This window comes from Ralstonia sp. UBA689 (assembly GCF_002298975.1).
Classification (GTDB): domain Bacteria; phylum Pseudomonadota; class Gammaproteobacteria; order Burkholderiales; family Burkholderiaceae; genus Ralstonia.
In genome coordinates this window covers 24,666-46,591 of record NZ_DBMV01000048.1, presented here as the reverse complement: position 1 = coordinate 46,591, position 21,926 = coordinate 24,666, and the positions used below count along the sequence as shown (strand labels likewise).

Sequence of the window (21,926 nt, the reverse complement as noted above, 5' to 3'; positions counted from 1 at the left end):
TTAACTGAACGGCATTACCCCCGAAGGGGCATTTTCTTTTCGAGCGGATATCGAGTGATCGATCAGTCTTCGCGGCGCAGGTGCGGGAAGAGGATCACGTCGCGGATGTTCGGGCTGTCGGTCAGCAGCATCACCAGGCGGTCGATGCCGATACCACAGCCGCCGGTCGGGGGCATGCCGTATTCCAGTGCGCGGATGTAGTCGGCGTCGTAGAACATCGCTTCTTCGTCGCCCGCGTCCTTCTGCTCGACCTGCTTGCGGAAGCGCTCGGCCTGGTCTTCCGGGTCATTCAACTCGGAGAAGCCGTTGGCGATCTCGCGGCCGGTGATGAATAGCTCGAAGCGCTCGGTGATGCCCGGCAGCGTGTCGGAGCCGCGTGCCAGTGGCGACACTTCAACCGGGTAGTCGATGATGAAGGTCGGTTCCCACAGTTGCGACTCGGCCGTCTCTTCAAACAGCACCAGTTGCAGCGTGCCCACGCCGGCGTTCAGGAATTGCGGCGCGTTGGTGTCGATCTTGAACTTCTTGAGTTCGGCGCGCAGGAAGTCGGCGTCGGCCAGTTGCGCGTCGGTGTACTGCGGCGCGTACTTCTGGATCGCCTGGCAAATCGTCAGGCGGTGGAACGGCTTGGACAGGTCCAGCTCGCGGCCCTGGTAGGTCAGGGTGGCGGTGCCCGAGGCATCGATGGCAGCCTGACGGATCAGTCGCTCGGTGAAGTCCATCAGCCAGCGGTAGTCCGTGTAGGCCGCGTAGAACTCCATCATCGTGAACTCGGGGTTGTGGCGCGGGCTCACCCCTTCGTTACGGAAGTTGCGGTTGATCTCGTACACGCGATCGAAGCCGCCAACGATCAGGCGCTTGAGGTACAACTCCGGCGCGATTCGCAGGAACATCTGCATGTCCAGCGCATTGTGGTGCGTGATGAACGGCTTGGCCGCCGCGCCGCCCGGAATCGGGTGCAGCATCGGCGTTTCCACTTCCATGAAGCCGTTGCCGGCCATGAAGTTGCGCAGCGAAGCCATGGCCTTGGTGCGGGCGCGGAAGTTGTCGCGTGTCTCTTTCGAGACGATCAGGTCGACATAGCGCTGGCGGTACTTCTGTTCCTGGTCGGCCAGGCCGTAGTAGTCGCCCGGCAGCGGGCGCAGGCTCTTGGAGAGCAGGCGCAGCTCGGTCACGGCCACCGACAGTTCGCCGGTCTTGGTCTTCATCAGCGTGCCGCGCGCGGCCACGATGTCGCCCAGGTCCCATTTCTTGAAGCTGGCGTAGACGTCTTCGCCCACTGCGTCGCGGCTGATGTAGAACTGGATGCGGTCGGTGCTGTCCTGCACGGTGGCAAAGCTGGCCTTGCCCATCACGCGCTTGAGCATCATGCGGCCGGCCACGGCCACCTGCACCGGCTCGGCTTCGAGTGCAGCCTGCTCGGTCTCGCGGTACTTGGCTTGCAGATCGGCAGCGTGGTGCGTCGGACGGAAGTCGTTCGGGAAGGCAACGCCTTGCTCGCGGATCGCAGCCAACTTCTCGCGGCGCTCGGCGATGATCTGGTTGTCGTCTTGCGCCGGCACGGCTGGGTTGTTCGGTTCGGTCATGGTGGTGATGTGAGGAAAGTCGTGTCGGGTCACGCGTAATTGCGCAGGTCGTCGATCTCCGTCGCGCCGAAGTCGGGGCGGGCGAGGTAGGCGGCGATGCGCGCGGCGGCGTCTTGCGGCGAGACCAGCTCGCCATGCGCGTGCAGATCGCGGAAGCGCTGCACGCCGGCAAAGTCGGCGCCACGGATGGTGCGTTGCATGTCGGTGTCGATCACGCCCGGGGCCAGCGCCACGGCGCGCACGCTGGCATCGCCATCGGCATTGAGGGCGCGCACGAACATGTCCAGCCCGGCCTTGCCCGTGCAGTAGGCGGCCCAACCGGCGATCGGCCGACGCGCGGCGCCCGACGAGATCGCCAGCACGCGGCGTTGTGCGCCCCACGCGGCGGTGCCGCGCAGCAGGGCGGCGGTCAACGCCATGGGGCCCGCCAGATTCAGTTGCAGGTGCGGCAGCAGCGTGTCGGCACGCAGCGTATCGATGGTGCCGATCGGCTCGACTGCGCCGGCGTTGAGCACTAGCGTCACGGCCGCAAAGGCAGGTAGGGCAGCCAGCGTCTTGGTCATCCAGGCCTCGGCGGCATGTGCTTCGGACAGATCGACCTGATGCCAGTCGAGCGTCACGCCAGCGGCGGCCGCCTGCGCGCGCAGTTCGGCGTTGTCACCGCGCGCGACGCAGACAAGGTGGTGGGCGGGTTTCATCAATGCCTGGGCCAGCGCGGCGCCCAGGCCGCGCGAGGCGCCGGTCAGGATGAACAGGGACGTGTCAGCCATGGAAGTGGGCTCCGTCGCGTGGTTAGACGCCTTGCTTCAGGCTGGCCTCGATGAAGGCGTCGAGATCGCCGTCCAGCACCTTCTGGGTGTTGGAGATTTCCACGTTGGTGCGCAGATCCTTGATGCGGCTCTGGTCCAGCACGTAGGAGCGGATCTGGTGGCCCCAGCCCACGTCGGTCTTGGCGGCTTCTTGCGCGTCGGCCGCGGCTTGGCGCTTGCGCAGCTCGTGCTCATACAGGCGCGATTTCAGCATCGACATCGCCTCGGCGCGGTTGCGGTGCTGTGAGCGGTCGTTCTGGCACTGCACGACGATGCCGGTCGGGATGTGCGTGATCCGCACGGCTGAATCGGTCTTGTTGATGTGCTGGCCGCCCGCACCGGAAGCACGGTACGTATCGACGCGCAGGTCCGCCGGGTTGACTTCGATCTCGATCGAGTCGTCCACTTCCGGATACACGAAGATCGACGAGAACGACGTGTGGCGCCCGCCTGCCGAGTCGAACGGCGACTTGCGCACCAGGCGGTGCACGCCGGTTTCGGTGCGCAGGAAGCCGAATGCGTATTCGCCTTCGACCTTGATCGATGCGCTCTTGATGCCGGCGACGTCGCCTTCGGACTCCTCCAGCACTTCGGTCTTGAAGCCCTTGCGCTCGCAGTACTTCAGGTACTGGCGCAGCAGCATCGATGCCCAGTCGCACGCCTCGGTGCCGCCTGCGCCGGCCTGGATGTCGATGAAGCAGTTGGCGGCGTCCATCGGGCCGGAGAACATGCGGCGGAATTCCATGTCTTCGACAATGGCGCGCATGCCGGCGGTGTCGGCCTCGATGGCCTCGATGGTGTCGTCGTCGCCTTCTTCGCGGGCCAGCTCGAACAGCTCGGCGCCGCCGGTCAGGTCTTCGTCGAGCTTGGTCAGCGCAAAGACCACGCCCTCGAGCGATTTCTTTTCGCGGCCCAGCTCCTGGGCGCGTTTGGGGTCGTTCCAGACCTCGGGGTTTTCGAGCTCTTGATCGACTTCGGTCAGACGTTCAGATTTGACGTCGTAGTCAAAGATACCTCCGAAGCTCGTCGGCGCGCGACTTCAGGTCGGCCAACGTGTTCTGGATGGCATTGAGGCGTTCTGCTTCCATGGTGCAAAAATCCGATCGGAAACCGGAAATTATAGCGGAATCAAGGGGTTTTCCGCCCGCGCGGGCTGGCAAAAGCCGTGTTTTGGAAGAGATTTGTGGGTCGTCCCCCTCGATCTGCAGGGCCTTCGGTTAGCATGACGGCCATCCCGCGCGCAGGTGCCGCGTTTTACCGGCTGTCCAGATGATCATCCATTCGCTGCTCGATACCGATCTGTACAAGTTCACCATGATGCAGGTCGTCTTGCATCACTTTCCTGGCGCGCACGTTGAATACCGCTTCAAGTGCCGCAATGCTGGCGTTGATCTGGTGCCGTTCATCGAGGAAATCCGTGCCGAGATCCGCCATCTCTGCACATTGCGCTTTACCGAGACAGAACTCGATTACCTGCGCGGCCTGCGCTTCATCAAGAGCGATTTCGTCGATTTTCTCGGCCTGTTCCACTTGAACGAGAAGTACATCGAGGTGCGCGCGGCGTCCAGCAATGACGGGCAGATCGAGATCGTGATCGCGGGGCCGTGGCTGCACACGATCATGTTCGAGGTGCCTGTGCTGGCCATCGTCAACGAAGTGTTCTTCAGCCGCACGCAAAGCCATCCACAGTGGGACGAGGGCAAGCGTCGCCTGACTGCCAAGCTTGGCTCGCTGATGCGCCCGGGGCTGGAGGATTGCCGCATTGCCGATTACGGCACGCGCCGCCGCTTCTCGCACACTTGGCACGAGCATGTGCTGCTGGAGACGCGCACGCAGCTCGGCGCCCAGTACGCCGGCACCAGCAACGTCTACTTCGCCATGAAGCACGGCATGACGCCGCTGGGCACCATGGCGCACGAATACCTGCAGGCCTGCCAGGCGCTGGGCCCGCGCCTGCGCGATTCGCAGACTTTCGCGCTGGAAACCTGGGCCAAGGAATACCGCGGCGATCTAGGTATCGCGCTGTCGGACACCTATGGCTTCGACGCTTTCCTGCGCGACTTTGACATGTTCTTCTGCAAGCTCTTTGACGGCGTACGCCACGATTCTGGCGATCCGTTCGAGTGGGGTGAACGCATGCTCCAGCATTATGAAGACCTGCGCGTCGACCCGAAATCCAAAGCGCTGATCTTCTCCGACAGCCTGGATATGCCCAAGGTCATCGCGTTGTACGAGCGCTTCCATGGGCGCTGCAAGCTGGCGTTCGGGGTGGGCACCAACCTGACCAACGACCTGGGCTATACGCCGCTACAGATCGTCATCAAGATGGTCCGTTGCAATGGGCAGCCGGTCGCCAAGCTGTCGGACGCGCCGGAGAAGACCATGTGCGACGACCCGGCGTACCTCACATACCTCAAGCAGGTGTTTGGCGTGCAATAAGGCTCACGCTGGCGCCGAATAAGTTTCAAGGGCGCCGCCAGGCGCCCGCGCGGCCGGCTCGTATAATCAGCCGATCTTTCGGAGCCGCCATGGACACACGACCGGACACCCCCGCCGACCCGCTCGACACGACCAGCGCCCGCGACGCCATCTTTGCACGCATCCGCAATGCGCAGAACCGTCCCGAGCAACCGACGCAGGGCGAACACGACGCCGTGGCGGACTACCTCACGCGACATCCTGCTGGCCCGCGCCCGCTGGCGCCCGAAAATCTTGCCGCCCATTTTGCCGAGCGGGCGCTGAAGATGGCCTCCACGCTGGACACCGTCGCCACGCTGGCTGACGTGCCGGCGGCCGCTGCCCGTTACCTGTCTGGCCTGAGCCTTGCGCCGCGCGCCGTGGCGTGGACCACGCTGCAATCGCTCGATTGGGCTGCCTCCGGTATCGCCGTCGACTTCCGTCCCCCTGTGCGCGAACCGCAAGCGGATCACGATCATGGCGACCTCATCGGCATCACCGGCTGTTTTTGTGCGATTGCCGAGACCGGCTCGCTGATGCTGCTGTCCGGGCCGGAGAACGTGGCGTCCACGGCGCTGCTGCCCGAGACGCATATCGCCGTGGTGCCGCAGTCGCGCATCGTCGCCAACCTCGAAGAGGCCTATGCGCTGATGCGCGCGGAGCGAGGCGAGTTGCCGCGCGCTACCAACGTCATCAGCGGCCCGTCGCGCACGGGCGATATTGAGCAGACCATCGTGCTCGGCGCGCATGGCCCGTACCGCGTACACGTGATCGTCGTGACGGACGCCTGATCGGCGAAATTTGCCTGGGCGTTTACACTGGCGTCTTTGTCCGTCTGGCGCGGCGGTGTTCGCAGTGCGCCGATGTCTAGGAGAACGCCCGCGTGAAACGCCTCTGGCCCGTCGTCTTCCTGTTTCTTTGTGGCCTGGCGCGTGCCGCCGATATCGATGGTGCAGAGTTGCCGCTGTGGTGGGGTGTGCCGTTCGCGGGCATTCTGTTGTCGATCGCCATTGCGCCGCTCGTGGCGCCCAAACTGTGGCATGCGCATTACGGCAAGATCGCGGCGGCGTGGGCGTTAGCGTTTCTGGTGCCGTTCGGTATCGGCTTCAGCGCAGAGGCGGCGATCGCCTCTGTTGTTCATGCCGCGCTTGCTGAGTACATCCCCTTCATTGCATTGATTGCCGCGCTGTATGTCGTAGCGGGCGGCATCTGCATTCGCGGCAATATCCACGGTACGCCCAAGCTCAATACCGGCTTGATCGCGCTGGGCACCGGCTTGGCCAGCATCATGGGGACGACCGGGGCAGCCATGCTGCTGATCCGGCCGCTGCTGCGCGCCAACGAGGCGCGCCGGCACCGTGCGCACGTCGTGGTGTTCTTCATCTTCCTGGTGGCCAATGCGGGTGGGGCGCTCACGCCGCTGGGCGATCCGCCGCTGTTCCTCGGCTTTCTGCAAGGTGTCGATTTCTTCTGGACCACCCAGTCTCTGTGGCGCCAGACGCTGACGATGTGGGTGCTGCTACTGGTGATCTTCTTCATCGTCGACAGCTACTACTACCACACGGGCAAGGAAGAACTGCCTAACATCACCGACGCCACACCGGATGACGCCGGCCCGCTGCGCTTTGAAGGCAACGTCAACTTCGTGCTGCTCGCAGGCATCCTGGGCCTCGTGCTGATGAGCGGCCTGTGGAAGCCCGGCATCGTCTTCCATGTGATGGGCACCGAGGTACTGCTGCAGAACGTGGTGCGCGACATCGGTCTGGTGGCGATCGCCTTGCTGTCGTTGGGGGTCACATCCGGCAGCGCGCGCACCGGCAATGAGTTCAACTGGGAGCCGATTCTGGAAGTTGCCAAGCTGTTCGCCAGCATCTTCATTACGATCGGCCCGGTGATTGCCATGCTCAAGGCCGGCGTCGACGGCCCGTTCGCGGTCATCGTGCGGCTGGTCAACGACAGCTCCGGTCAACCTCACAACGCGATGTATTTCTGGGCGACGGGGTTGCTGTCGTCGTTTCTCGACAACGCGCCGACGTATCTCGTGTTCTTCAATACCGCCGGCGGCGACGCCAAGATGCTGATGACCGAGGGCGCTGCCACATTGGCCGCCATTTCGGCCGGTGCCGTGTTCATGGGCGCCAACACTTACATCGGCAACGCGCCCAACCTGATGGTCAAGGCCATTGCTGAAAGCCGGGGCCTGCAGATGCCGAGCTTCTTCGGCTACATGCTGTGGTCGGTGGGCATTCTGGTGCCGATCTTTGTCCTGATGACGTTCGTTTTTTTCCGCTAGACGTGATACGCGCATGAAACCCGGAATCCTTGTCACCCGTGCGATGTTTCCTGAAGTGCTGGAGCGTCTGCGCGAGACGTTCGATGTGGTCGATAACCAGGCCGACGTCGTCTATCCGCCTGAAGCGCTGGCCGAGCGCTTACAGGGCCGCGTGGGCCTGCTGGCCAATGCCGCAGACGCAATCAACGCGGATCTGATCGCCCGCGTGCCGACGCTGCGCGCAGTCGCCAACATGGCCGTCGGTTACAACAACCTCGACCTGCCGGCGATGACGCGCGCGGGCATCCTGGCTACCAACACGCCCGACATCCTGACCGAGACCACGGCCGACTTTGGTTGGGCGCTGCTGATGGCGGCCGCGCGGCGCGTCTCGGAATCCGAGCGCTGGCTGCGAGCGGGGCAGTGGCAGCGCTGGACGTATGACATGTTCCTCGGCGCTGAAGTGTATGGCAGCACGCTGGGCATCCTGGGTATGGGTCGCATCGGCCAGGCGTTGGCGCGGCGAGCCAGTGGCTTCTCGATGCGCGTGATCTATCACAACCGCAGCCGGCTCGCGCCCGAGGTCGAGCAGGATACGCGCGCCACGTATGTCAGCAAGGAAGACTTGCTGAAGCAGGCCGACCACCTTGTGCTGGTGCTGCCGTATTCCAAGGACAGCCACCACGCCATCGGCACGGCCGAGTTGGCGCAGATGAAGCCGACTGCCACGCTGGTCAACCTTGCGCGTGGCGGCATCGTCGATGACGCGGCGCTGGCGCGGGCGCTGGCCGAGAAGCGCATCTTTGCCGCAGGTCTGGATGTATACGAAGGCGAGCCCAAGGTGCATCCCGCGCTGCTGGAGGCCGAGCACGTTGCGCTCACGCCGCATATCGCCAGCGCCACGTACGGCACGCGGCTGGGGATGGCCAATCTGGCGGCCGACAACCTGATTTCAGCGCTCGGCTTCGGGCCGCGCGCCGGGCAACCGCCCAACCTGTTGAACCCGGATGCGCTGGCTGTGCAGCGCCCCTCTGCCTGATCGAACTGACATATGGATTGGATGGCTTTACTGACGTTGCTGGGCGTGGCTGTGGTGGCCGCGCTGTGTGCGCTGATCTGGCGTGGCGTGTCGCGCCCGGCAGCGAACGACGTGTCGCCGATGCTCGCAACGCTGCGCGAAGAGCTCATGCGCGGCAACGAGCGCATTGAGCGCGAGCTGCGCGGAGAGATCGCCGAGACGGCGCGTATTGGCCGCAGCGATGTCACCCAGCAACTCGGCCAGTTCCAGCAGGTGCTGGCCACACAGCTGACCAGCGTCGCCACGCTGCAGAACAACCAGATCGACACGTTCGCCCAGCAGCTCACCAAGCTGACCGAGACCAACACGCAGCAACTTGAGGCTGTGCGCCAGAACCTACAGCAACAAGCCCAGCAGGCCCGCGAAGAGCAGGGCAACGCGCTGCGCCGATTTGGCGAGACGATGCAGCAGCAGCTCGCCCAACTGGCCGAGGGCAACGAACGCCGTCTGGCGGAGGTGCGCGCCACGCTGGAGCAGAAGCTCAAGGATATCGAGGCCAACAACGCCACCAAGCTCGACGAGATGCGCCGCACCGTCGATGAAAAACTGCATGCCACGCTGGAGCAGCGCCTGGGTGAATCGTTCAAGCTGGTGTCCGATCGGCTCGAACAAGTGCACCGCGGCCTGGGCGAGATGCAAGCGCTGGCCCAGGGCGTGGGCGACCTGAAGAAGGTGCTGACCAACGTGAAGACGCGCGGCACCTGGGGCGAAGTCCAGTTGGAGATGCTGCTCGAACAGATGCTCACGCCCGAGCAGTACGACAAGAACGTCGAGACCGTGCGCGGCACCGGTGCGCGCGTGGAGTTCGCCATCCGCCTGCCCGGGAAGACCGATGCGGATCATGACGCCACCGTCTGGCTGCCCATCGACGCCAAGTTCCCGAAAGAGCAATACGAACGCTTGCTCGACGCGCAGGAACGCGCCGATGTGGAGGCCGCCACCGTCGCCAGCCGCGAACTGGAAGTGGCCGTGCGCAGGGAAGCGCAGACCATCCACGAGAAGTACATCGCGCCACCGGCCACCACCGACTTCGCCATCCTCTTCCTGCCGACCGAAGGCCTCTATGCCGAAGTGCTGCGCCGTCCGGGCCTGACGGACGAGCTGCAACGCAAGTTCCGAGTGACGGTGGCGGGGCCGACCACGCTCACGGCCATCCTGAACAGCCTGCAGATGGGTTTCCGCACACTGGCGCTGGAGAAGCGCTCCAGTGAGGTCTGGCAGGTGCTGGGCGCGGTAAAGAGCGAGTTCGGCAAGTTCGGCGACGTGCTGGCCGCGACCAAGAAGACGCTGGAGCGCGCGGTCAGCAACATTGAACAGGCGGAGGTACGCACGCGCCAGATGAACCGCAAGCTTAAGGCGGTGGAAGCGCTGCCGAGCGAGTCAGCGCAGAACGTGCTGGGGCTGGAGGCGGCCCTGCCGGCGGACGACGAAGCTGAAGCGGAGTGATCCGGCGTCGGGATCGGCAAACAAAAAGGGGCGGAAATTTCCGCCCCTTTTTCGTGGATCGTGCGCTGGCCGATCAGGCTTCTTCAGGCACGTCGCGCAGCACGATCTCGATGCCGCCGAAGCGTGCTGCCACCCAGTTGTAGGCGCGGCAGGCCAGCCAGAGCGCTCCAAAGCCGACCAGCGCATTGAGAATCAGGCCACTGAGCACGACCACCGTCGGCAATTCGCCATAGCGGACGAAACCGACAAAGAAGAACAGCCCCACGACCGGAAGCGAGAAACACAGGTACACCAGCACCAGCGCACGCGCGGTGTGGGCGGGGTGGAGGTAGGCAATCTCCTTGGTCATCATGGCAGTACGCAAGCTCAGGCAAACTCAAAACATTCAAACTGGCGCAAAGTGTAGCGAATCGACCGACCTGCCGATACCCGTGGCCCGTGGGTGACGCAAAAAACCGACAGCATGCGGTCTTGCGAGCGATGCAAGGGCTGCAGCCGCCACGCCTGCACTGTTGTGGCGCGCTCGGAGTCGAGTTTCAGACCAGACCGTCGAACAGCAGGATCTGCACGGTATCCCCCGCGTTGACCTGCCCCTGCTCGTGTGCGAGGACGATGAAGCAATTCGCCTCGCTCATGGAACGCAGCACTCCCGAGCCTTGCTGGCCGGTCAGGCGCACTTCGAGCTGGCCGCGGTCGCTCAACGAAGCGATGGCGCGCTGGTACTCCGTGCGGCCCGGGCGCTTGCGGATCGGCGCAACGCTTACGGCCGGCACGAGCGGCGCGCCGACATCGGTGGCACCCATCATGCGGAGCAGGGCACCGCGTACGAAGTGATAGAACGTCACCATCACCGCCACTGGATTGCCCGGCAGGCCGAACAGGAAAGCGCTGTGGTTGTTTGATGTGATGCGGCCGAAGGCCATCGGCCGGCCCGGGCGCATGGCGATCTTCCAGAACGTCACGTCGCCAAGCTTGGCCATCATCTGCTTGGTGAAATCAGCCTCGCCGACCGAGACACCACCCGAGGTGATGATCGCATCGGCATTTTCGGCGGCGGTGCGGAAGGCGGCTTCCAGCGCGGCCGGGTCGTCGCGCACGACGCCCATGTCCAGCAGTTCCACGCCCAGGCGCGAGAGCATCCCGTGCAGCGTATAGCGGTTCGAGTCGTAAACGCAGCCGGTGTCCAGCGGTTCGCCGATGGAGCGCAGTTCATCACCGGTGGAGAAGAACGCCACGCGCAGCTTGCGGCGCACCGGCACCTCAGCGATGCCGAGCGAAGCGAGCAGGCCGATATCGGCAGGGCGGAGGATGCGGCCGGCAGACAGGGCTGGGCTGCCGCAGGCGAGGTCTTCGCCGCGCAGGCGGCGGTTGTCGCCTGCGCGGACGGCGTCACGGGCAAAACGCACGTTGGCGTCATCGCCCTGCGTGAATTCCTGCGGGATCACCGTGTCGCAGTTTGCGGGCATGACGGCCCCCGTCATCACGCGCACGGCCTCGCCCGCACCCGGTGTGCCATCAAAGGCGACGCCCGCATACGCCGTGCCGATCACACGCAGCGATACATCGCCAGTGCCGTTCGAAAGCTCGGCGCTGGCAAAGGCGAAGCCGTCCATCGCCGAGTTGTCGTGCGAGGGCACGTCGATGGACGACAGCACGTCTTCGGCCAGCACGCGGTCAAGCGCGCTGCGAATCGGCACGCGTGCAAAGCCGCTGACCGGCTGCACGAAGCCGCGCATGATGGCTTGCGCCTGCGCCACGGGCAGTGCGTTCGGATCGTAGTCGGACAGGCAGGAGACGACGGAGGCGAGGGTGGTCATGGCGTTGGTGAGGGATCAGGCAGCGCTCTAGCGGCGCTCGGCCAGGGAATGCAGTTCGTCCAGCGTATTGATGTTGGCGAAGGCGGCGGTGTCGTCGAACGGCACGTCCACTGTCGGATGGCGCGCCGTCCAGGTTTCGATCTTGCGGCCGCCGCCTTGCAGGTAGGCGGTCAGATCGTCGGCGAGCAGCGCGTCGATCAAGCAGAATACCGGCTGCGCTTGCCGGCGCGGTTGACCGTGCTCATCCGGCTCCATCGTTACGGGCATGGCGATGCGCGCGCCAGCTTCTTCCAGGGCTTTCGACAGCCGGGCGGCGAGGTCGGCCGGCACGAACGGCGAGTCGCACGGGGCTATCAGCAGATAGCGTGTCTGGCATTGCTCGAGCCCGGCCAGGATGCCTGCCAGCGGCCCGGCAAAATCCGGGACGGAATCCACCACCACCGGCACCCCGAACGATTCGTACGCTGCCAGGTTGCGGTTGGCATTGATGAGTACGTGATCGACCTGCGGAGACAGACGCATCAATGTGTGCATCGCCATCGGTGCACCACGGAAGACCTGCAGGCCTTTGTCTACGCCGCCCATGCGGCTGCCCCGGCCGCCGGCCAGGATCAGGCCGGTGATATCGGAAGTGGAAATCATGTGGATGCGTGGGCGACCGACTGGGCGTCAGCCGCCGATGTAGGACATTTCGATGCGCCGGCCTGCCGGATGGGCCTGGCCGCTGGCGCGCAGTTCGGAGTAGCGGTCCGCGCGGCTTTGCCAGATGGCGCGGATCGCATTGGAGAGTTCGAGGTCGGTTGCGCCGCCGCGCAGCAGGGCGCGCAGGTCAAAGCCTTCGGTCGCGAACAGGCACAGGTACAGCTTGCCTTCGGTCGAGAGCCGCGCGCGCGTGCAGTCTTGGCAGAACGCCTGCGTCACACTCGAAATCACGCCGATCTCGCCCGCGCCATCCACGTAGCGCCAGCGCTCGGCGGTCTCGCCGCTGTAGTTGGCCGACAACGGCTCCAGCGCAAATTCCGCCGACAGACGCTTGACCACCTCGGCGGACGGCACTACCGAGCGCATGTCCCAGTGGTTGGTCGTACCCACGTCCATGTATTCGATAAACCGCACGATGATGCCGCTGCCACGGAAGTGACGCGCCATCGGCACGATCTGGTCGTCGTTGTCGCCTTTCTTGACGACCATGTTGACCTTCAACGGTGCGAGGCCCATTTGCTGCGCAACCTCGATGCCGTGCAGCACCTCGCTCACGGCAAAGTCGACGTCATTCATGCGGCGGAAGGTCGCATCGTCGATGCCATCGAGGCTGACCGTCACGCGGCTCAAGCCCGCATCCTTGAGCGACTGCGCTTTGCGGGCGAGCAGGGCGCCGTTGGTGGTGAGCGTCAGGTCCAGCGGCTTGCCCTGCGTTGTCGTCAGGCGCGCGAGCATTTCGACCAAGCGTTCGATGTCCTTGCGCAGCAACGGCTCGCCGCCCGTCAGGCGAATCTTCTCGACACCGTGCTCGATGAACAATCGCACCATGCGCTCAATCTCTTCGAACGACAGCAGCTCGGAGTGGCGCAGGAAGCGATAGTCCTTGTCGAACACATCCTTCGGCATGCAGTAGACGCAGCGGAAGTTGCAGCGGTCCGTCACCGAGATGCGCAGATCGTGCAGCCGGCGGCCGCGCGTGTCCGCCAGCCAGCCCTGCGCAGGGACAAGCGCATCCGGCACGGCAGGCACCGTAGCGCGATGGTGCTGGCCATCACGTAGATCACGCAGATCGTAGAGGGGGATGACGGTTTCGGTCATGACGTGGTGCGGCGCGTCAATCCATAGAGCAGGACTGTTGCACCCGATACAACTTGGAGTGTAGCGCAGCCCCAGTTTGATGCGGGATCACAGATTCGGCGCCGCGCACCGCGCGCAGGAAAAAGGGCGGCCGAAGCCGCCCTCAGGCAATGCGCCGGCGAGTGATCTGCCGATGCTGTCCCTTATTGCTGGTCTGCACCACCCGCCGGGCGGCCGGTTTCGACCAGGATCATCGGACCTTGCTGGATCGGCGGCAGCGGCTTGCGCTCGCGCGGCACGCGCGGCGGCGTGACGGCGCGGGCAGCTTCGTCCTGCGCGGCCTGCAGCTTTTGCGCATCCGTGTGGACCCATGTCATGCCCGCGTCGGTCAGGACGCTTTGCAGCGTCTCGATCGGCAGCGGCGAAGCCTTGGCCACCATGCTGACTGGCGCTGGCGTCTCGGCGAGCGCGGTCACGATGGCAGCCTCCGCGCCTTCCGCTGCGGGAGCAGCGGCCGTCACGGCCGTTTCGGTCGGCTGCGCAGCGGGCAGGGCGGAAACCTGTGCAACAGCTTCGGTCGTGTGCACGGGTTCGTGCACCACCGGGGCCGGTGCCTCGACCGGAGCGAACGATGAGGCGGGGGCGGGTACCGACTCGGTCACGGGCGCACGCAGTGCGGGCTCAACGGGCTGGCCACCTTCGGGGGCTGCATGCACTTCGGCTTCTGCGATGGTGTCGGCGGCGTTCTCGCTGCCTTCCACTTCGCCTTCACCCTCAGCGCGCACGCCTTCCGCGCCTTCGCGGTCACGGCGATAGCGGTTGCGGCCACGGCGACCACGGCGGCGGCGTTCTTCACCTTCACCATTGCCTTCCGCGCCCGGAGCAACGCCTTCCACGGCGGTGGCTTCCGTCAGGGCAGTGGTGTCGAGCAGGTTCTGCGGCACTTGCGGTGCAGCGGTCTGGTCGATCAAGCCCTCAGCAGCCACGGCTGCGGCTTCCTTGGCTTGCTGGTCACGCTCGCGACCTTCGCGCGGCTCGCGGTTTTCACGTGGCTCGCGGCCTTCACGACCTTCGCGCGGCTGGCGCTCGCGGCGTTCCTGGTTGCGCTCACGGCGACCTTGACCTTCACCGCGGGCTTCCTGACTTTGCTGCGGCTGGCGGGCTTCAGCGGTTTCGCGCGCGCCGCCTTCGACCTGGGCAGGTTGGCGGTTGCGATCACGGTTGCCACGTTGGCCGTCACGTTGACCTTCGCGCTGGGCCTGCTGTTGGCCTTCGCGGGCTTCATTGCGTTCGCGGCCCTGGCGGTTGCCGTCGCGGCCGCTCTGGCCCTGGCCCTGGCCTTGAGCTTGGCGCTCGCCACGTTCGCCGCGCTGGCCACGGCCACCACGATCCTGGCGGCCGCCACGGTCGCGGCGGTTGGCATCTTCAGCGCGTTGCTTTGGGGCTTCGGCCGGCGCAGCAACCACCGGCTCGGCCGGCTTGCCGCCGAACAGCGACTTCAGCCACGACACGAAACCACCTTGGGCAGGCACCGGAGCGGGCGCTTGCGGAGCAGGGGCAGCCTCGGTACGGGCAGGGCGCTCGGCGCGCGGTACCGACACGGGCGCCGGCTGTTCCGGCGTGATGCCCTTGACGGCCGCTTCCTGGCGCGGCTTGGCGGCTTCCTTGCGGGTGCTGTAGGCCGTGTCGGCTTCCAGCTCCTTGGCGGCTTCCTCGGCCATCTTGTAGCTGGCCTTGTTGTCGTCCAGGCGTGGATCGTCGTGGCGCAGGCGCTCCAGCTTGTAGTGCGGCGTCTCCAGATGCTTGTTCGGGATCAGCAGCACATTGACCTTGAAGCGCGTCTCGATCAGGTTGATGTCCGGGCGTTTCTCGTTGAGCAGGAACGCAGCCACTTCCACCGGCACCTGGCAGTGGATTGCGGCGGTGTTTTCCTTCATCGCCTCTTCCTGGATGATGCGCAGCACCTGCAGGGCAGACGATTCGGTATCGCGGATGTGGCCTGTGCCGTTACAGCGGGGGCAAGTGACGTGCGAGCCTTCCGACAGCGACGGGCGCAAGCGCTGGCGCGACAGCTCCATCAGGCCGAAGCGGCTGATCTTGCCCATTTGCACGCGGGCGCGGTCGTGGCGCAGCGCATCCTTCAGGCGGGTTTCGACGTCCTTCTGGGCCTTGCTCGACTCCATGTCGATGAAGTCGATCACGATCAGACCGCCGAGGTCACGCAGGCGGAGCTGGCGAGCGATTTCGTCGGCAGCTTCAAGGTTGGTGCGCGCGGCGGTTTCCTCGATATCGGCGCCCTTGGTGGCGCGTGCCGAGTTCACGTCAATGGCGACCAGCGCCTCGGTATGGTCGATCACAATGGCGCCGCCCGACGGCAGCATCACCATGCGCGAGTACGCCGATTCGATCTGGTGTTCGATCTGGAAGCGCGAGAACAGGGGAACGTCGTCGCGGTACTTTTTCACCCGATTCATGTTGTCGGGCATCACCACGCTCATGAAAGCGCGGGCCTGATCGTAGATATCGTCCGTATCGATCAGGATTTCACCGATATCCGGCTGGAAGTAATCGCGAATGGCGCGGATCACCAGGCTGGATTCGAGATAGATCAGCAGCGGAGCCTTGTTATCGACGGCAGCGCCATCGACGGCTTTCCATAGCTGCATCAGGTAGTTCAAATCCCACTGCAACTCTTCGGCCGAGCGGCCGATGCCGGCGGTGCGGGCGATGATGCTCATGCCGTCCGGCACTTCCAGTTGCGCCATCGTCTCGCGCAGTTCCTGGCGATCTTCGCCCTCGATGCGGCGCGACACGCCGCCGCCGCGCGGGTTGTTCGGCATCAGCACCAGGTAGCGGCCGGCCAGCGAGATGAACGTGGTCAGGGCTGCGCCCTTGTTGCCCCGCTCTTCCTTTTCAACCTGGACGATCAGTTCCTGGCCTTCGGACAGGGCGTCCTGGATGCGGGCGGTGCGCACGTCCACGCCGCTCTTGAAATAGGCGCGGGCGACTTCCTTGAAGGGGAGAAAACCGTGCCGCTCTTCGCCGTAGTTGACGAAGCAGGCCTCCAGCGATGGTTCGATTCGGGTGATGACACCCTTGTAGATATTGCCTTTGCGCTGTTCGCGCCCGGCGGTTTCGATGTCGATATCGATCAGCTTCTGACCATCGACAATGGCGACGCGCAATTCTTCTTGCTGCGTCGCATTGAACAACATGCGTTTCATTGCAACCTCACTCCAATGCCGTGCATGCACGGCGCTTCATGGAGCACGCGAAGGCGGAGCGGGTGGTCAACGAATTGCCGGAGTGTCGGCCGACAAAAAACGGCGCGACGGGGCACGGGCGAAAGAAATGAGGGCGTCACGGACGGCAGGGCGAAGTTCACTGAACGCGGTTGGCGTCCTGTCGCGCGTCCTGTCACTCGTGCCACGGGCCCAGCGCGTTGTGCGGGCGGGCCGGTGGCGGCGAGTCGCGTGAAGCGACCACAAAGAGCGAATAGACGGCGCGGCCTGTCCGGGCGAAACCCGCGGCGGGCAGATCGGGCGGCGTGCTGCTTGTTAGAGTTTTGCCGCCGGACCGCCATGGCAATGCGGTAACCGGATACTCAGCCGGCCGGCACCAACTGTGGTGCGGCAAGGGCTTCTTTCACCAAGCGGGCGCCGTATGGAGACCATGTGGCGCCCGCCTTTGAATTCTGTTCTACCAGCTGCTCGTTCTACGCTGGCCGACCTTGCCGACGTGATCTTTGGTTCACGTCCTGCGCGATGGGACAGCGGTGCGTGCTGCTTTCGTGCCGATTGGACCGGCCACGTGATTAGCTTTGTAACACAAGTGGGCGGGAGATCGGTACGTTCCGGACGGAAACGGTGGCTGTGTACAATACCTGTTGTTTCGTCCCGACCGGCTCTTGCTGGCGCTTGTACGACTGTCCAGCGAGAAAATTATATTGAAAATGAATGAGTTACGCCATCCATTTGATGGCCGCATTCAACAGGCCGCACGTGGCACACTCGGTGACGCGCTCGACGGCAAGTCGGTCGCCTACGTAGAAATCGGCGACGACGCCGAGGGGCAGCGCATCGACAACTTCCTGATGCGCCTGGCCAAGGGCGTGCCCAAGAGCCATGTCTATCGCATCCTGCGCTCCGGCGAGGTGCGCGTGAACAAGGGCCGCGTCGACGCCGAATACCGCTTGAAACTCGGCGATCTGGTGCGTATTCCGCCGCTTCGGATTGCTCAGCAGACCGAAACGCCGCGTGCCGTGCCGGCCGCAGAATTCACGATCCTCCATGAAGACACGCACCTGCTGGTGATCGATAAGCCGGCCGGGGTGGCCGTGCACGGCGGTTCTGGCGTGGCGTTCGGCATGATCGAGCAGTTGCGTCAGTCGCGCCCTGAGGCCAAGTTTCTCGAATTGGTGCATCGGCTGGACCGCGAGACCTCGGGTGTGCTGCTGTTGGCCAAGAAGCGCTCGGCGCTGGTGGCGCTGCATGAGCAGATTCGCGAAGGGCGGCTCGACAAGCGCTATTTCGCCGCCGTGAAGGGGGTCTGGCCGCACAAGCGCCAGCATATCAAGGCGCCGCTGCACAAGTTCACCACGCCCGAGGGTGAGCGCCGCGTGCGCGTGCAGGCCGACGGGCAGCCGTCGCATACGATCTTCAACAAGGTGGGCGTGTTCGGGCCCTACACGTTGCTCGAAGCTGAGCTGAAGACCGGCCGCACGCACCAGATTCGCGTCCATCTTGCGCATGCGGGCTTCCCGATTCTCGGCGACGACAAATACGGCGATTTCGCGCTGAACAAGGCGCTATCCCGCGCCAACGCATCGCCGCGGTTGGCGCGGATGTTCCTGCACGCGCATCGCCTGCAGTTGACGCATCCACAAAGCGGCGAGGTCGTCACGTTCAGCGCGCCGCTTCCGGCCGAGTGCGCCGAATTCCTCAAAGCCTTCCAATCTCAGGATCTAGATTCCGATGCCGCAGCAGCGCTTTGACCTGATCGTCTTCGACTGGGACGGTACCTTGATGGATTCGACGCCGGCGATCACCCGGTCGATCCAGCTTGCCTGCCGCGACCTCGGCTTGCCGGTGCCGGATGATGCACATGCCAGCCACGTGATCGGCCTGGGCCTGCGCGATGCGCTTGAATATGCCGTGCCGACGCTTGACCCCGCCGATTACGGCAAGCTGGCCGAACGCTACCGCTTCCACTACCTCAGCCGGGATTCGCAGCTGGTGCTGTTTCCGGGCGTGCGCGAGATGCTTGACGCGCTGCGCGGCGAGAACTACCTGCTGGCAGTGGCAACGGGCAAGTCGCGCGTCGGCCTGCAGCGCGCCCTGGAGGTCACCGGCCTGACGGGCGTGTTCGACAACACGCGTTGCGCCGACGAGACGTTTTCCAAGCCGCACCCGGCAATGCTGCTTGAACTCACGCGTGATCTCGGCATGGATGTCGAGCGTACGCTGATGATCGGTGACACCACGCACGACCTGCAGATGGCGGCCAACGCGGGCGCCGCTGGCGTGGCCGTCGCTTACGGCGCGCATCCTGCCGATGTGCTGCACGCGCTGACGCCGCTGTATTGCGCGCAGTCGGTTGCCGATCTGCATCGCTGGCTGGCGCAACATGCCTGAGATGACTGAGCCGGTCCACATCTGTGAGAGCGCTGCGCTCGAAGACGGCGGCCAGGGTGTGCGTTTTTCCGTGGAAGTGCGCGGGCGCATGGTCAGCGCTTTTGTCGTCCGCTACGCCGGCGGTGTATACGGCTATCTGAACCAATGCGCGCATGTGCCGATGGAACTGGACTGGCAGGAAGGTCAGTTTTTTGAAAGCTCGGGGCTGTATCTGATGTGTGCGACGCATGGCGCGATCTACGAGCCGGATACCGGCCGCTGCGTCGGCGGGCCGTGCCGGGGCGCGCATCTTTCCAAACTCGACATTGCCGAGCGCGATGGCGGGGTGTGGTGGCAGCCCGATGCATTATTTCGTGCGCCGGTTCCCGCGCCGACGCCTGCGGCATGATGGCGCCATCCTTCTCTTCGACCGCTTCTCATCTCATCCATGACCGACTCGAACCCGCCGAACGAGCCCAAAGGCGCGCCTGAAGAGGGCGCTGGCAAACCGGAAACCCTGGACGTCACGCAACAGGCCGATCACCCGCTTGAAGCCGAGCTGCGTGGTCCTGCGGCAGGCAAGGCTGCCGCTGCGGCGGCAGCCGCGCAGGCGGGTGGCTGGGAGCGCGAGGTGCTCGAAAACGTGTTGATGGCCTCCATCCGCGAACAGCGCGCCGCGCGCCGCTGGCGCATTTTCTTCCGCTTCGTGTCGCTGGGTATCGTCGGCTTGATCATTTATGCGTTCGCCAGCCTTGAGGGCGAAACGGTCAGCGCCGGCCGGCACACCGCGCTCGTCACGCTCGACGGTGAGATCGCTGCCAACACGAACGCCAGCGCCGAGAACATCAACGCCTCGCTCGATGCCGCGTTTGCCGATGACAACACGGTCGGCGTGATCCTCAAGATCAACTCGCCGGGTGGCTCGCCGGTGCAGGCCGGCATGATCAACGACGACATCCGCCGACTGCGCGCCAAGCACAAGAACATCCCGCTGTACGTGGTGGTCGAGGAGATGTGCGCCTCGGGCGGTTATTACGTGGCTGCCGCTGCGGACAAGATCTACGTCGACAAGGCGAGCATCGTCGGTTCGATCGGCGTGCTGATGGATGGCTTCGGCTTTACCGGACTGATGGACAAGGTGGGCGTGGAGCGCCGCCTGCTGACGGCCGGCTCGAACAAGGGGATGCTGGATCCGTTCTCGCCGGTGTCGCCGCAGCAGAAGCAGTATGCGCAGGACATGCTCAACGAGGTGCACCAGCAGTTCATCGACGTCGTCAAGCAGGGCCGCGGCAATCGGCTCAAGGATGATCCGACGCTGTTCACGGGCTTGTTCTGGACGGGCGCCAAGGCGGTCGATCTGGGCTTGGCGGACGCCATCGGCAGCGCAGATTTCGTCGCGCGCAACGTCATCAAGGCGCCGGATGTGGTCGACTACACCGTCAAGGAAAACATCGCCTCGCGCGTGGCGCGCAAGCTTGGTACGGCGATGGGTGCGGGGGCTGTGAAAGCGCTGGCCGCCACGGGTCAGCTCAAGCTGCTGATGAAGGAGTAAGCGCTGCGGCGCATTCAGCGCGCCAGCAGCGAGAAGATGGCCGGCCGCTTGTGCAAGTCCATGCGGTCGGCGCGCCAGTCGCTCACGGGCAGGGTCACGACCTGCTCACTGGGCAGCGTCAGGTCCACGGCGATGGACAGCAGCGTGCCCGGTGCGCAGGCGGCCTGGATGGCTTCCAGCAGCGCGCCATTGCGATACGGCGTCTCGATGAATACCTGGGTTTGCCCCGCCGCGCGTGAGGCCTGTTCCAGCGCGCGCAGTTTGATTTTGCGCTCGCCCGCGTCGACTGGCAGGTAGCCGTTGAACGCAAAGCTCTGGCCATTCAGGCCGGACGCCATTACCGCCAGCAGGATCGAGCTCGGCCCCACCAGGGGTTTCACGCGCACGCCATGCCGATGCGCCAGGCGAACGAGGTTCGCGCCGGGATCGGCCACTGCCGGCACGCCGGCTTCCGACATCAGTCCCGCATCCTGCCCGCCGATCACCGGTGCGAGCAGCGCTTCCAACTCGGATTCCGGCGTCTTGACGTTGAGTTCTCGGATGGTGATTTCCTGCAGCGGACGCGCCAGCGGTGTCGTCTCGGCCAGTTTCTTGAGCAGCGCGCGCGCCGTCTTGGCGTGCTCGGCGACGAAGTAGTCGAGCCGGGCAGTGATGTGCTGCACGCCAGTGGGAATCACGTCGGGCAACGGGTCGGCCGCGTCGCGCAGGCCGAGCGTATTGGGGATCAGGTAAAGCGTGCCCGCCATGATTTACGCGAAGAGAGGGTAGTGCACGTTGCGCAGCATGCTGGCCAGCGCGATTAGCGGCAGGCCGACCAGCGCGGTCGGGTCCGAGGATTCCACACGCTCCAGCAAAGCGATGCCGAGGCCCTCGGACTTGGCGCTGCCGGCCACGTCATATGGGTGTTCCAGGTGCAGGTAGGCGTCCAGTTCTTCGTCGGAGAGGTTGCGGAAGGTCGCCAGCGTGCGGACATCTTCGCTCTGATGTTGGCCAGTGCGGCCGTCGTACAGGCACAACGCCGAGTGAAACGTGACGGTGCGGCCACGCATCCAGTGCAATTGCGCCAGCGCGCGGGCATGGTCGCCGGGTTTGCCGACCTGCTTGCCGTCCAGCGTGGCCACCTGGTCGGAGCCGATTACCAGCGCCCCCGGATGGCCGGATGCCACCTTCTCCGCCTTCTGTAGGGCTAGGCGCAGGGCGGTCTGGTCGGGCGATTCACCTAGAGCGGGCGTCTCGTCAATATTGGGTACCACGATCTCGAACGGCAGGCGCAGACGTTCGAGCAATTCCCGCCGATAAGGCGAGCTGGAAGCAAGAATCAGCGGCGGACGCGAGGCAGAAGTCATAAGTGCTTGAAGATGCAGTGGATTTTGCGCGGAAAACCTTTTGACGCCAGAGGTTTTTGCCCGCTATAATTTTGCGTTTCGCGGTTTGGCCGCGCAGTGTCGCAAACCGGGCGCCTAGGCGCAAGATGCCGGGGCGGCGCGCAAGGCGGTCCAAATCAGGTTTTGCGCACTA

Annotated in this window: 19 protein-coding genes; 9 read left to right on the top strand and 10 right to left on the bottom strand. The window is 64.7% G+C overall.

The genetic code is table 11. The features are described 5' to 3' along the window. Window positions 1–62: 62 nt before the first annotated feature. The 3 genes from lysS to prfB all read right to left on the bottom strand — a co-directional run bounded on the left by lysS (window position 63) and on the right by prfB (window position 3,483). Window positions 63–1,586 carry a lysine--tRNA ligase gene (gene lysS / locus B4F51_RS24550; RefSeq protein ID WP_296229467.1) on the bottom strand — a complete coding sequence of 508 codons (1,524 nt, stop codon included), beginning with the start codon at window positions 1,584–1,586 and terminating at the stop codon, window positions 63–65. A gap of 29 nt (window positions 1,587–1,615) precedes the next feature. Next, the gene (locus B4F51_RS24545; protein ID WP_296229464.1) at window positions 1,616–2,356 is read right to left on the bottom strand and encodes an SDR family oxidoreductase; all 741 of its coding nucleotides are present in this window, start codon (window positions 2,354–2,356) and stop codon (window positions 1,616–1,618) included. Window positions 2,357–2,378: 22 nt separating this feature from the next. Beyond that, window positions 2,379–3,483, bottom strand: a protein-coding gene (prfB, locus tag B4F51_RS24540; RefSeq protein WP_296229463.1) for a peptide chain release factor 2 whose coding sequence is annotated in 2 segments (ribosomal slippage) — window positions 2,379–3,401 and window positions 3,403–3,483 — 1,104 coding nt in all. Because the reading frame shifts where the segments join, the coding sequence is not laid out codon by codon here. Window positions 3,484–3,664: 181 nt separating this feature from the next. On the opposite strand from prfB, the gene pncB reads away from it, so the two are divergent. The 5 genes from pncB (at window position 3,665) to B4F51_RS24515 (ending at window position 9,648) form a co-directional block, all read left to right on the top strand. Further along, window positions 3,665–4,834, top strand: a complete 1,170-nt coding sequence (gene pncB / locus B4F51_RS24535; protein ID WP_296229462.1) for a nicotinate phosphoribosyltransferase — start codon at window positions 3,665–3,667, stop codon at window positions 4,832–4,834. Between the two features lie 89 nt (window positions 4,835–4,923). Beyond that, window positions 4,924–5,643, top strand: coding sequence for a LutC/YkgG family protein (locus tag B4F51_RS24530; RefSeq protein ID WP_296229461.1), 720 nt, complete (start codon window positions 4,924–4,926; stop codon window positions 5,641–5,643). Window positions 5,644–5,735: 92 nt separating this feature from the next. Beyond that, window positions 5,736–7,145 (top strand): sodium:proton antiporter, encoded by a 1,410-nt coding sequence (locus B4F51_RS24525; RefSeq protein WP_296229460.1) that lies wholly within the window; start codon window positions 5,736–5,738, stop codon window positions 7,143–7,145. Between the two features lie 13 nt (window positions 7,146–7,158). After that, window positions 7,159–8,163 (top strand): 2-hydroxyacid dehydrogenase, encoded by a 1,005-nt coding sequence (locus B4F51_RS24520; protein ID WP_296229459.1) that lies wholly within the window; start codon window positions 7,159–7,161, stop codon window positions 8,161–8,163. A gap of 12 nt (window positions 8,164–8,175) precedes the next feature. Then, window positions 8,176–9,648: a DNA recombination protein RmuC gene (locus tag B4F51_RS24515; protein ID WP_296229458.1), complete on the top strand. Its 1,473-nt coding sequence runs from the start codon at window positions 8,176–8,178 to the stop codon at window positions 9,646–9,648. Window positions 9,649–9,721: 73 nt separating this feature from the next. Here B4F51_RS24515 and B4F51_RS24510 read toward each other — a convergent pair whose 3' ends face one another. The 5 genes from B4F51_RS24510 to B4F51_RS24490 form a co-directional block, all read right to left on the bottom strand. Then, window positions 9,722–10,000, bottom strand: a complete 279-nt coding sequence (locus B4F51_RS24510) for a hypothetical protein (protein ID WP_045786446.1) — start codon at window positions 9,998–10,000, stop codon at window positions 9,722–9,724. A gap of 184 nt (window positions 10,001–10,184) precedes the next feature. Next, window positions 10,185–11,465: a gephyrin-like molybdotransferase Glp gene (gene glp, locus B4F51_RS24505; protein ID WP_296229457.1), complete on the bottom strand. Its 1,281-nt coding sequence runs from the start codon at window positions 11,463–11,465 to the stop codon at window positions 10,185–10,187. Between the two features lie 27 nt (window positions 11,466–11,492). Continuing rightward, a complete protein-coding gene (gene mobA / locus B4F51_RS24500; RefSeq protein ID WP_296229456.1) occupies window positions 11,493–12,107 on the bottom strand; it encodes a molybdenum cofactor guanylyltransferase MobA in 615 nt (204 codons plus the stop codon). A gap of 27 nt (window positions 12,108–12,134) precedes the next feature. Then, window positions 12,135–13,265 carry a GTP 3',8-cyclase MoaA gene (moaA, locus tag B4F51_RS24495; RefSeq protein WP_296229455.1) on the bottom strand — a complete coding sequence of 377 codons (1,131 nt, stop codon included), beginning with the start codon at window positions 13,263–13,265 and terminating at the stop codon, window positions 12,135–12,137. A gap of 182 nt (window positions 13,266–13,447) precedes the next feature. Then, window positions 13,448–16,468 (bottom strand): Rne/Rng family ribonuclease, encoded by a 3,021-nt coding sequence (locus B4F51_RS24490; RefSeq protein ID WP_296229454.1) that lies wholly within the window; start codon window positions 16,466–16,468, stop codon window positions 13,448–13,450. 728 nt (window positions 16,469–17,196) lie between these two features. Between B4F51_RS24490 and B4F51_RS24485 the strand changes: the two genes are divergently transcribed. From B4F51_RS24485 to B4F51_RS24470, 4 genes are read left to right on the top strand one after another with little or no spacing between them, the layout of a single operon-like run. After that, complete coding sequence (locus B4F51_RS24485) at window positions 17,197–18,237, top strand: RluA family pseudouridine synthase (RefSeq protein WP_296229453.1); 1,041 nt, start codon at window positions 17,197–17,199, stop codon at window positions 18,235–18,237. Next, window positions 18,218–18,877 carry an HAD-IA family hydrolase gene (locus B4F51_RS24480; protein WP_296229452.1) on the top strand — a complete coding sequence of 220 codons (660 nt, stop codon included), beginning with the start codon at window positions 18,218–18,220 and terminating at the stop codon, window positions 18,875–18,877. The genes B4F51_RS24485 and B4F51_RS24480 overlap by 20 nt, the downstream gene beginning before the upstream one ends. Beyond that, window positions 18,870–19,265, top strand: a complete 396-nt coding sequence (locus B4F51_RS24475; protein WP_296229466.1) for a Rieske (2Fe-2S) protein — start codon at window positions 18,870–18,872, stop codon at window positions 19,263–19,265. Before B4F51_RS24480 ends, B4F51_RS24475 begins: the two co-directional genes overlap by 8 nt. Window positions 19,266–19,304: 39 nt before the next feature. After that, the gene (locus tag B4F51_RS24470) at window positions 19,305–20,408 is read left to right on the top strand and encodes a S49 family peptidase (protein WP_296229450.1); all 1,104 of its coding nucleotides are present in this window, start codon (window positions 19,305–19,307) and stop codon (window positions 20,406–20,408) included. Window positions 20,409–20,422: 14 nt separating this feature from the next. Here B4F51_RS24470 and B4F51_RS24465 read toward each other — a convergent pair whose 3' ends face one another. Together B4F51_RS24465 and B4F51_RS24460 are read right to left on the bottom strand one after the other, a co-directional pair. After that, window positions 20,423–21,154, bottom strand: coding sequence for an SAM-dependent methyltransferase (locus B4F51_RS24465; protein WP_296229448.1), 732 nt, complete (start codon window positions 21,152–21,154; stop codon window positions 20,423–20,425). A 3-nt stretch (window positions 21,155–21,157) separates the two neighbouring features. Further along, entirely contained in the window at window positions 21,158–21,754 is a 597-nt protein-coding gene (locus tag B4F51_RS24460) for a Maf-like protein (RefSeq protein ID WP_296229446.1), read from the bottom strand. Window positions 21,755–21,926: the final 172 nt, after the last annotated feature.

Bases quoted from the DNA above. Each gene is read 5' to 3' on its own strand.
- lysS (WP_296229467.1), bottom strand. From the start codon at position 1,586: ATGACCGAACCGAACAACCCAGCCGTGCCGGCGCAAGACGACAACCAG.
- B4F51_RS24545 (WP_296229464.1), bottom strand. From the start codon at position 2,356: ATGGCTGACACGTCCCTGTTCATCCTGACCGGCGCCTCGCGCGGCCTG.
- pncB (WP_296229462.1), top strand. From the start codon at position 3,665: ATGATCATCCATTCGCTGCTCGATACCGATCTGTACAAGTTCACCATG.
- B4F51_RS24530 (WP_296229461.1), top strand. From the start codon at position 4,924: ATGGACACACGACCGGACACCCCCGCCGACCCGCTCGACACGACCAGC.
- B4F51_RS24520 (WP_296229459.1), top strand. From the start codon at position 7,159: ATGAAACCCGGAATCCTTGTCACCCGTGCGATGTTTCCTGAAGTGCTG.
- B4F51_RS24515 (WP_296229458.1), top strand. From the start codon at position 8,176: ATGGATTGGATGGCTTTACTGACGTTGCTGGGCGTGGCTGTGGTGGCC.
- B4F51_RS24510 (WP_045786446.1), bottom strand. From the start codon at position 10,000: ATGATGACCAAGGAGATTGCCTACCTCCACCCCGCCCACACCGCGCGT.
- glp (WP_296229457.1), bottom strand. From the start codon at position 11,465: ATGACCACCCTCGCCTCCGTCGTCTCCTGCCTGTCCGACTACGATCCG.
- mobA (WP_296229456.1), bottom strand. From the start codon at position 12,107: ATGATTTCCACTTCCGATATCACCGGCCTGATCCTGGCCGGCGGCCGG.
- moaA (WP_296229455.1), bottom strand. From the start codon at position 13,265: ATGACCGAAACCGTCATCCCCCTCTACGATCTGCGTGATCTACGTGAT.
- B4F51_RS24490 (WP_296229454.1), bottom strand. From the start codon at position 16,468: ATGAAACGCATGTTGTTCAATGCGACGCAGCAAGAAGAATTGCGCGTC.
- B4F51_RS24485 (WP_296229453.1), top strand. From the start codon at position 17,197: ATGAATGAGTTACGCCATCCATTTGATGGCCGCATTCAACAGGCCGCA.
- B4F51_RS24480 (WP_296229452.1), top strand. From the start codon at position 18,218: ATGCCGCAGCAGCGCTTTGACCTGATCGTCTTCGACTGGGACGGTACC.
- B4F51_RS24475 (WP_296229466.1), top strand. From the start codon at position 18,870: ATGCCTGAGATGACTGAGCCGGTCCACATCTGTGAGAGCGCTGCGCTC.
- B4F51_RS24470 (WP_296229450.1), top strand. From the start codon at position 19,305: ATGACCGACTCGAACCCGCCGAACGAGCCCAAAGGCGCGCCTGAAGAG.
- B4F51_RS24465 (WP_296229448.1), bottom strand. From the start codon at position 21,154: ATGGCGGGCACGCTTTACCTGATCCCCAATACGCTCGGCCTGCGCGAC.
- B4F51_RS24460 (WP_296229446.1), bottom strand. From the start codon at position 21,754: ATGACTTCTGCCTCGCGTCCGCCGCTGATTCTTGCTTCCAGCTCGCCT.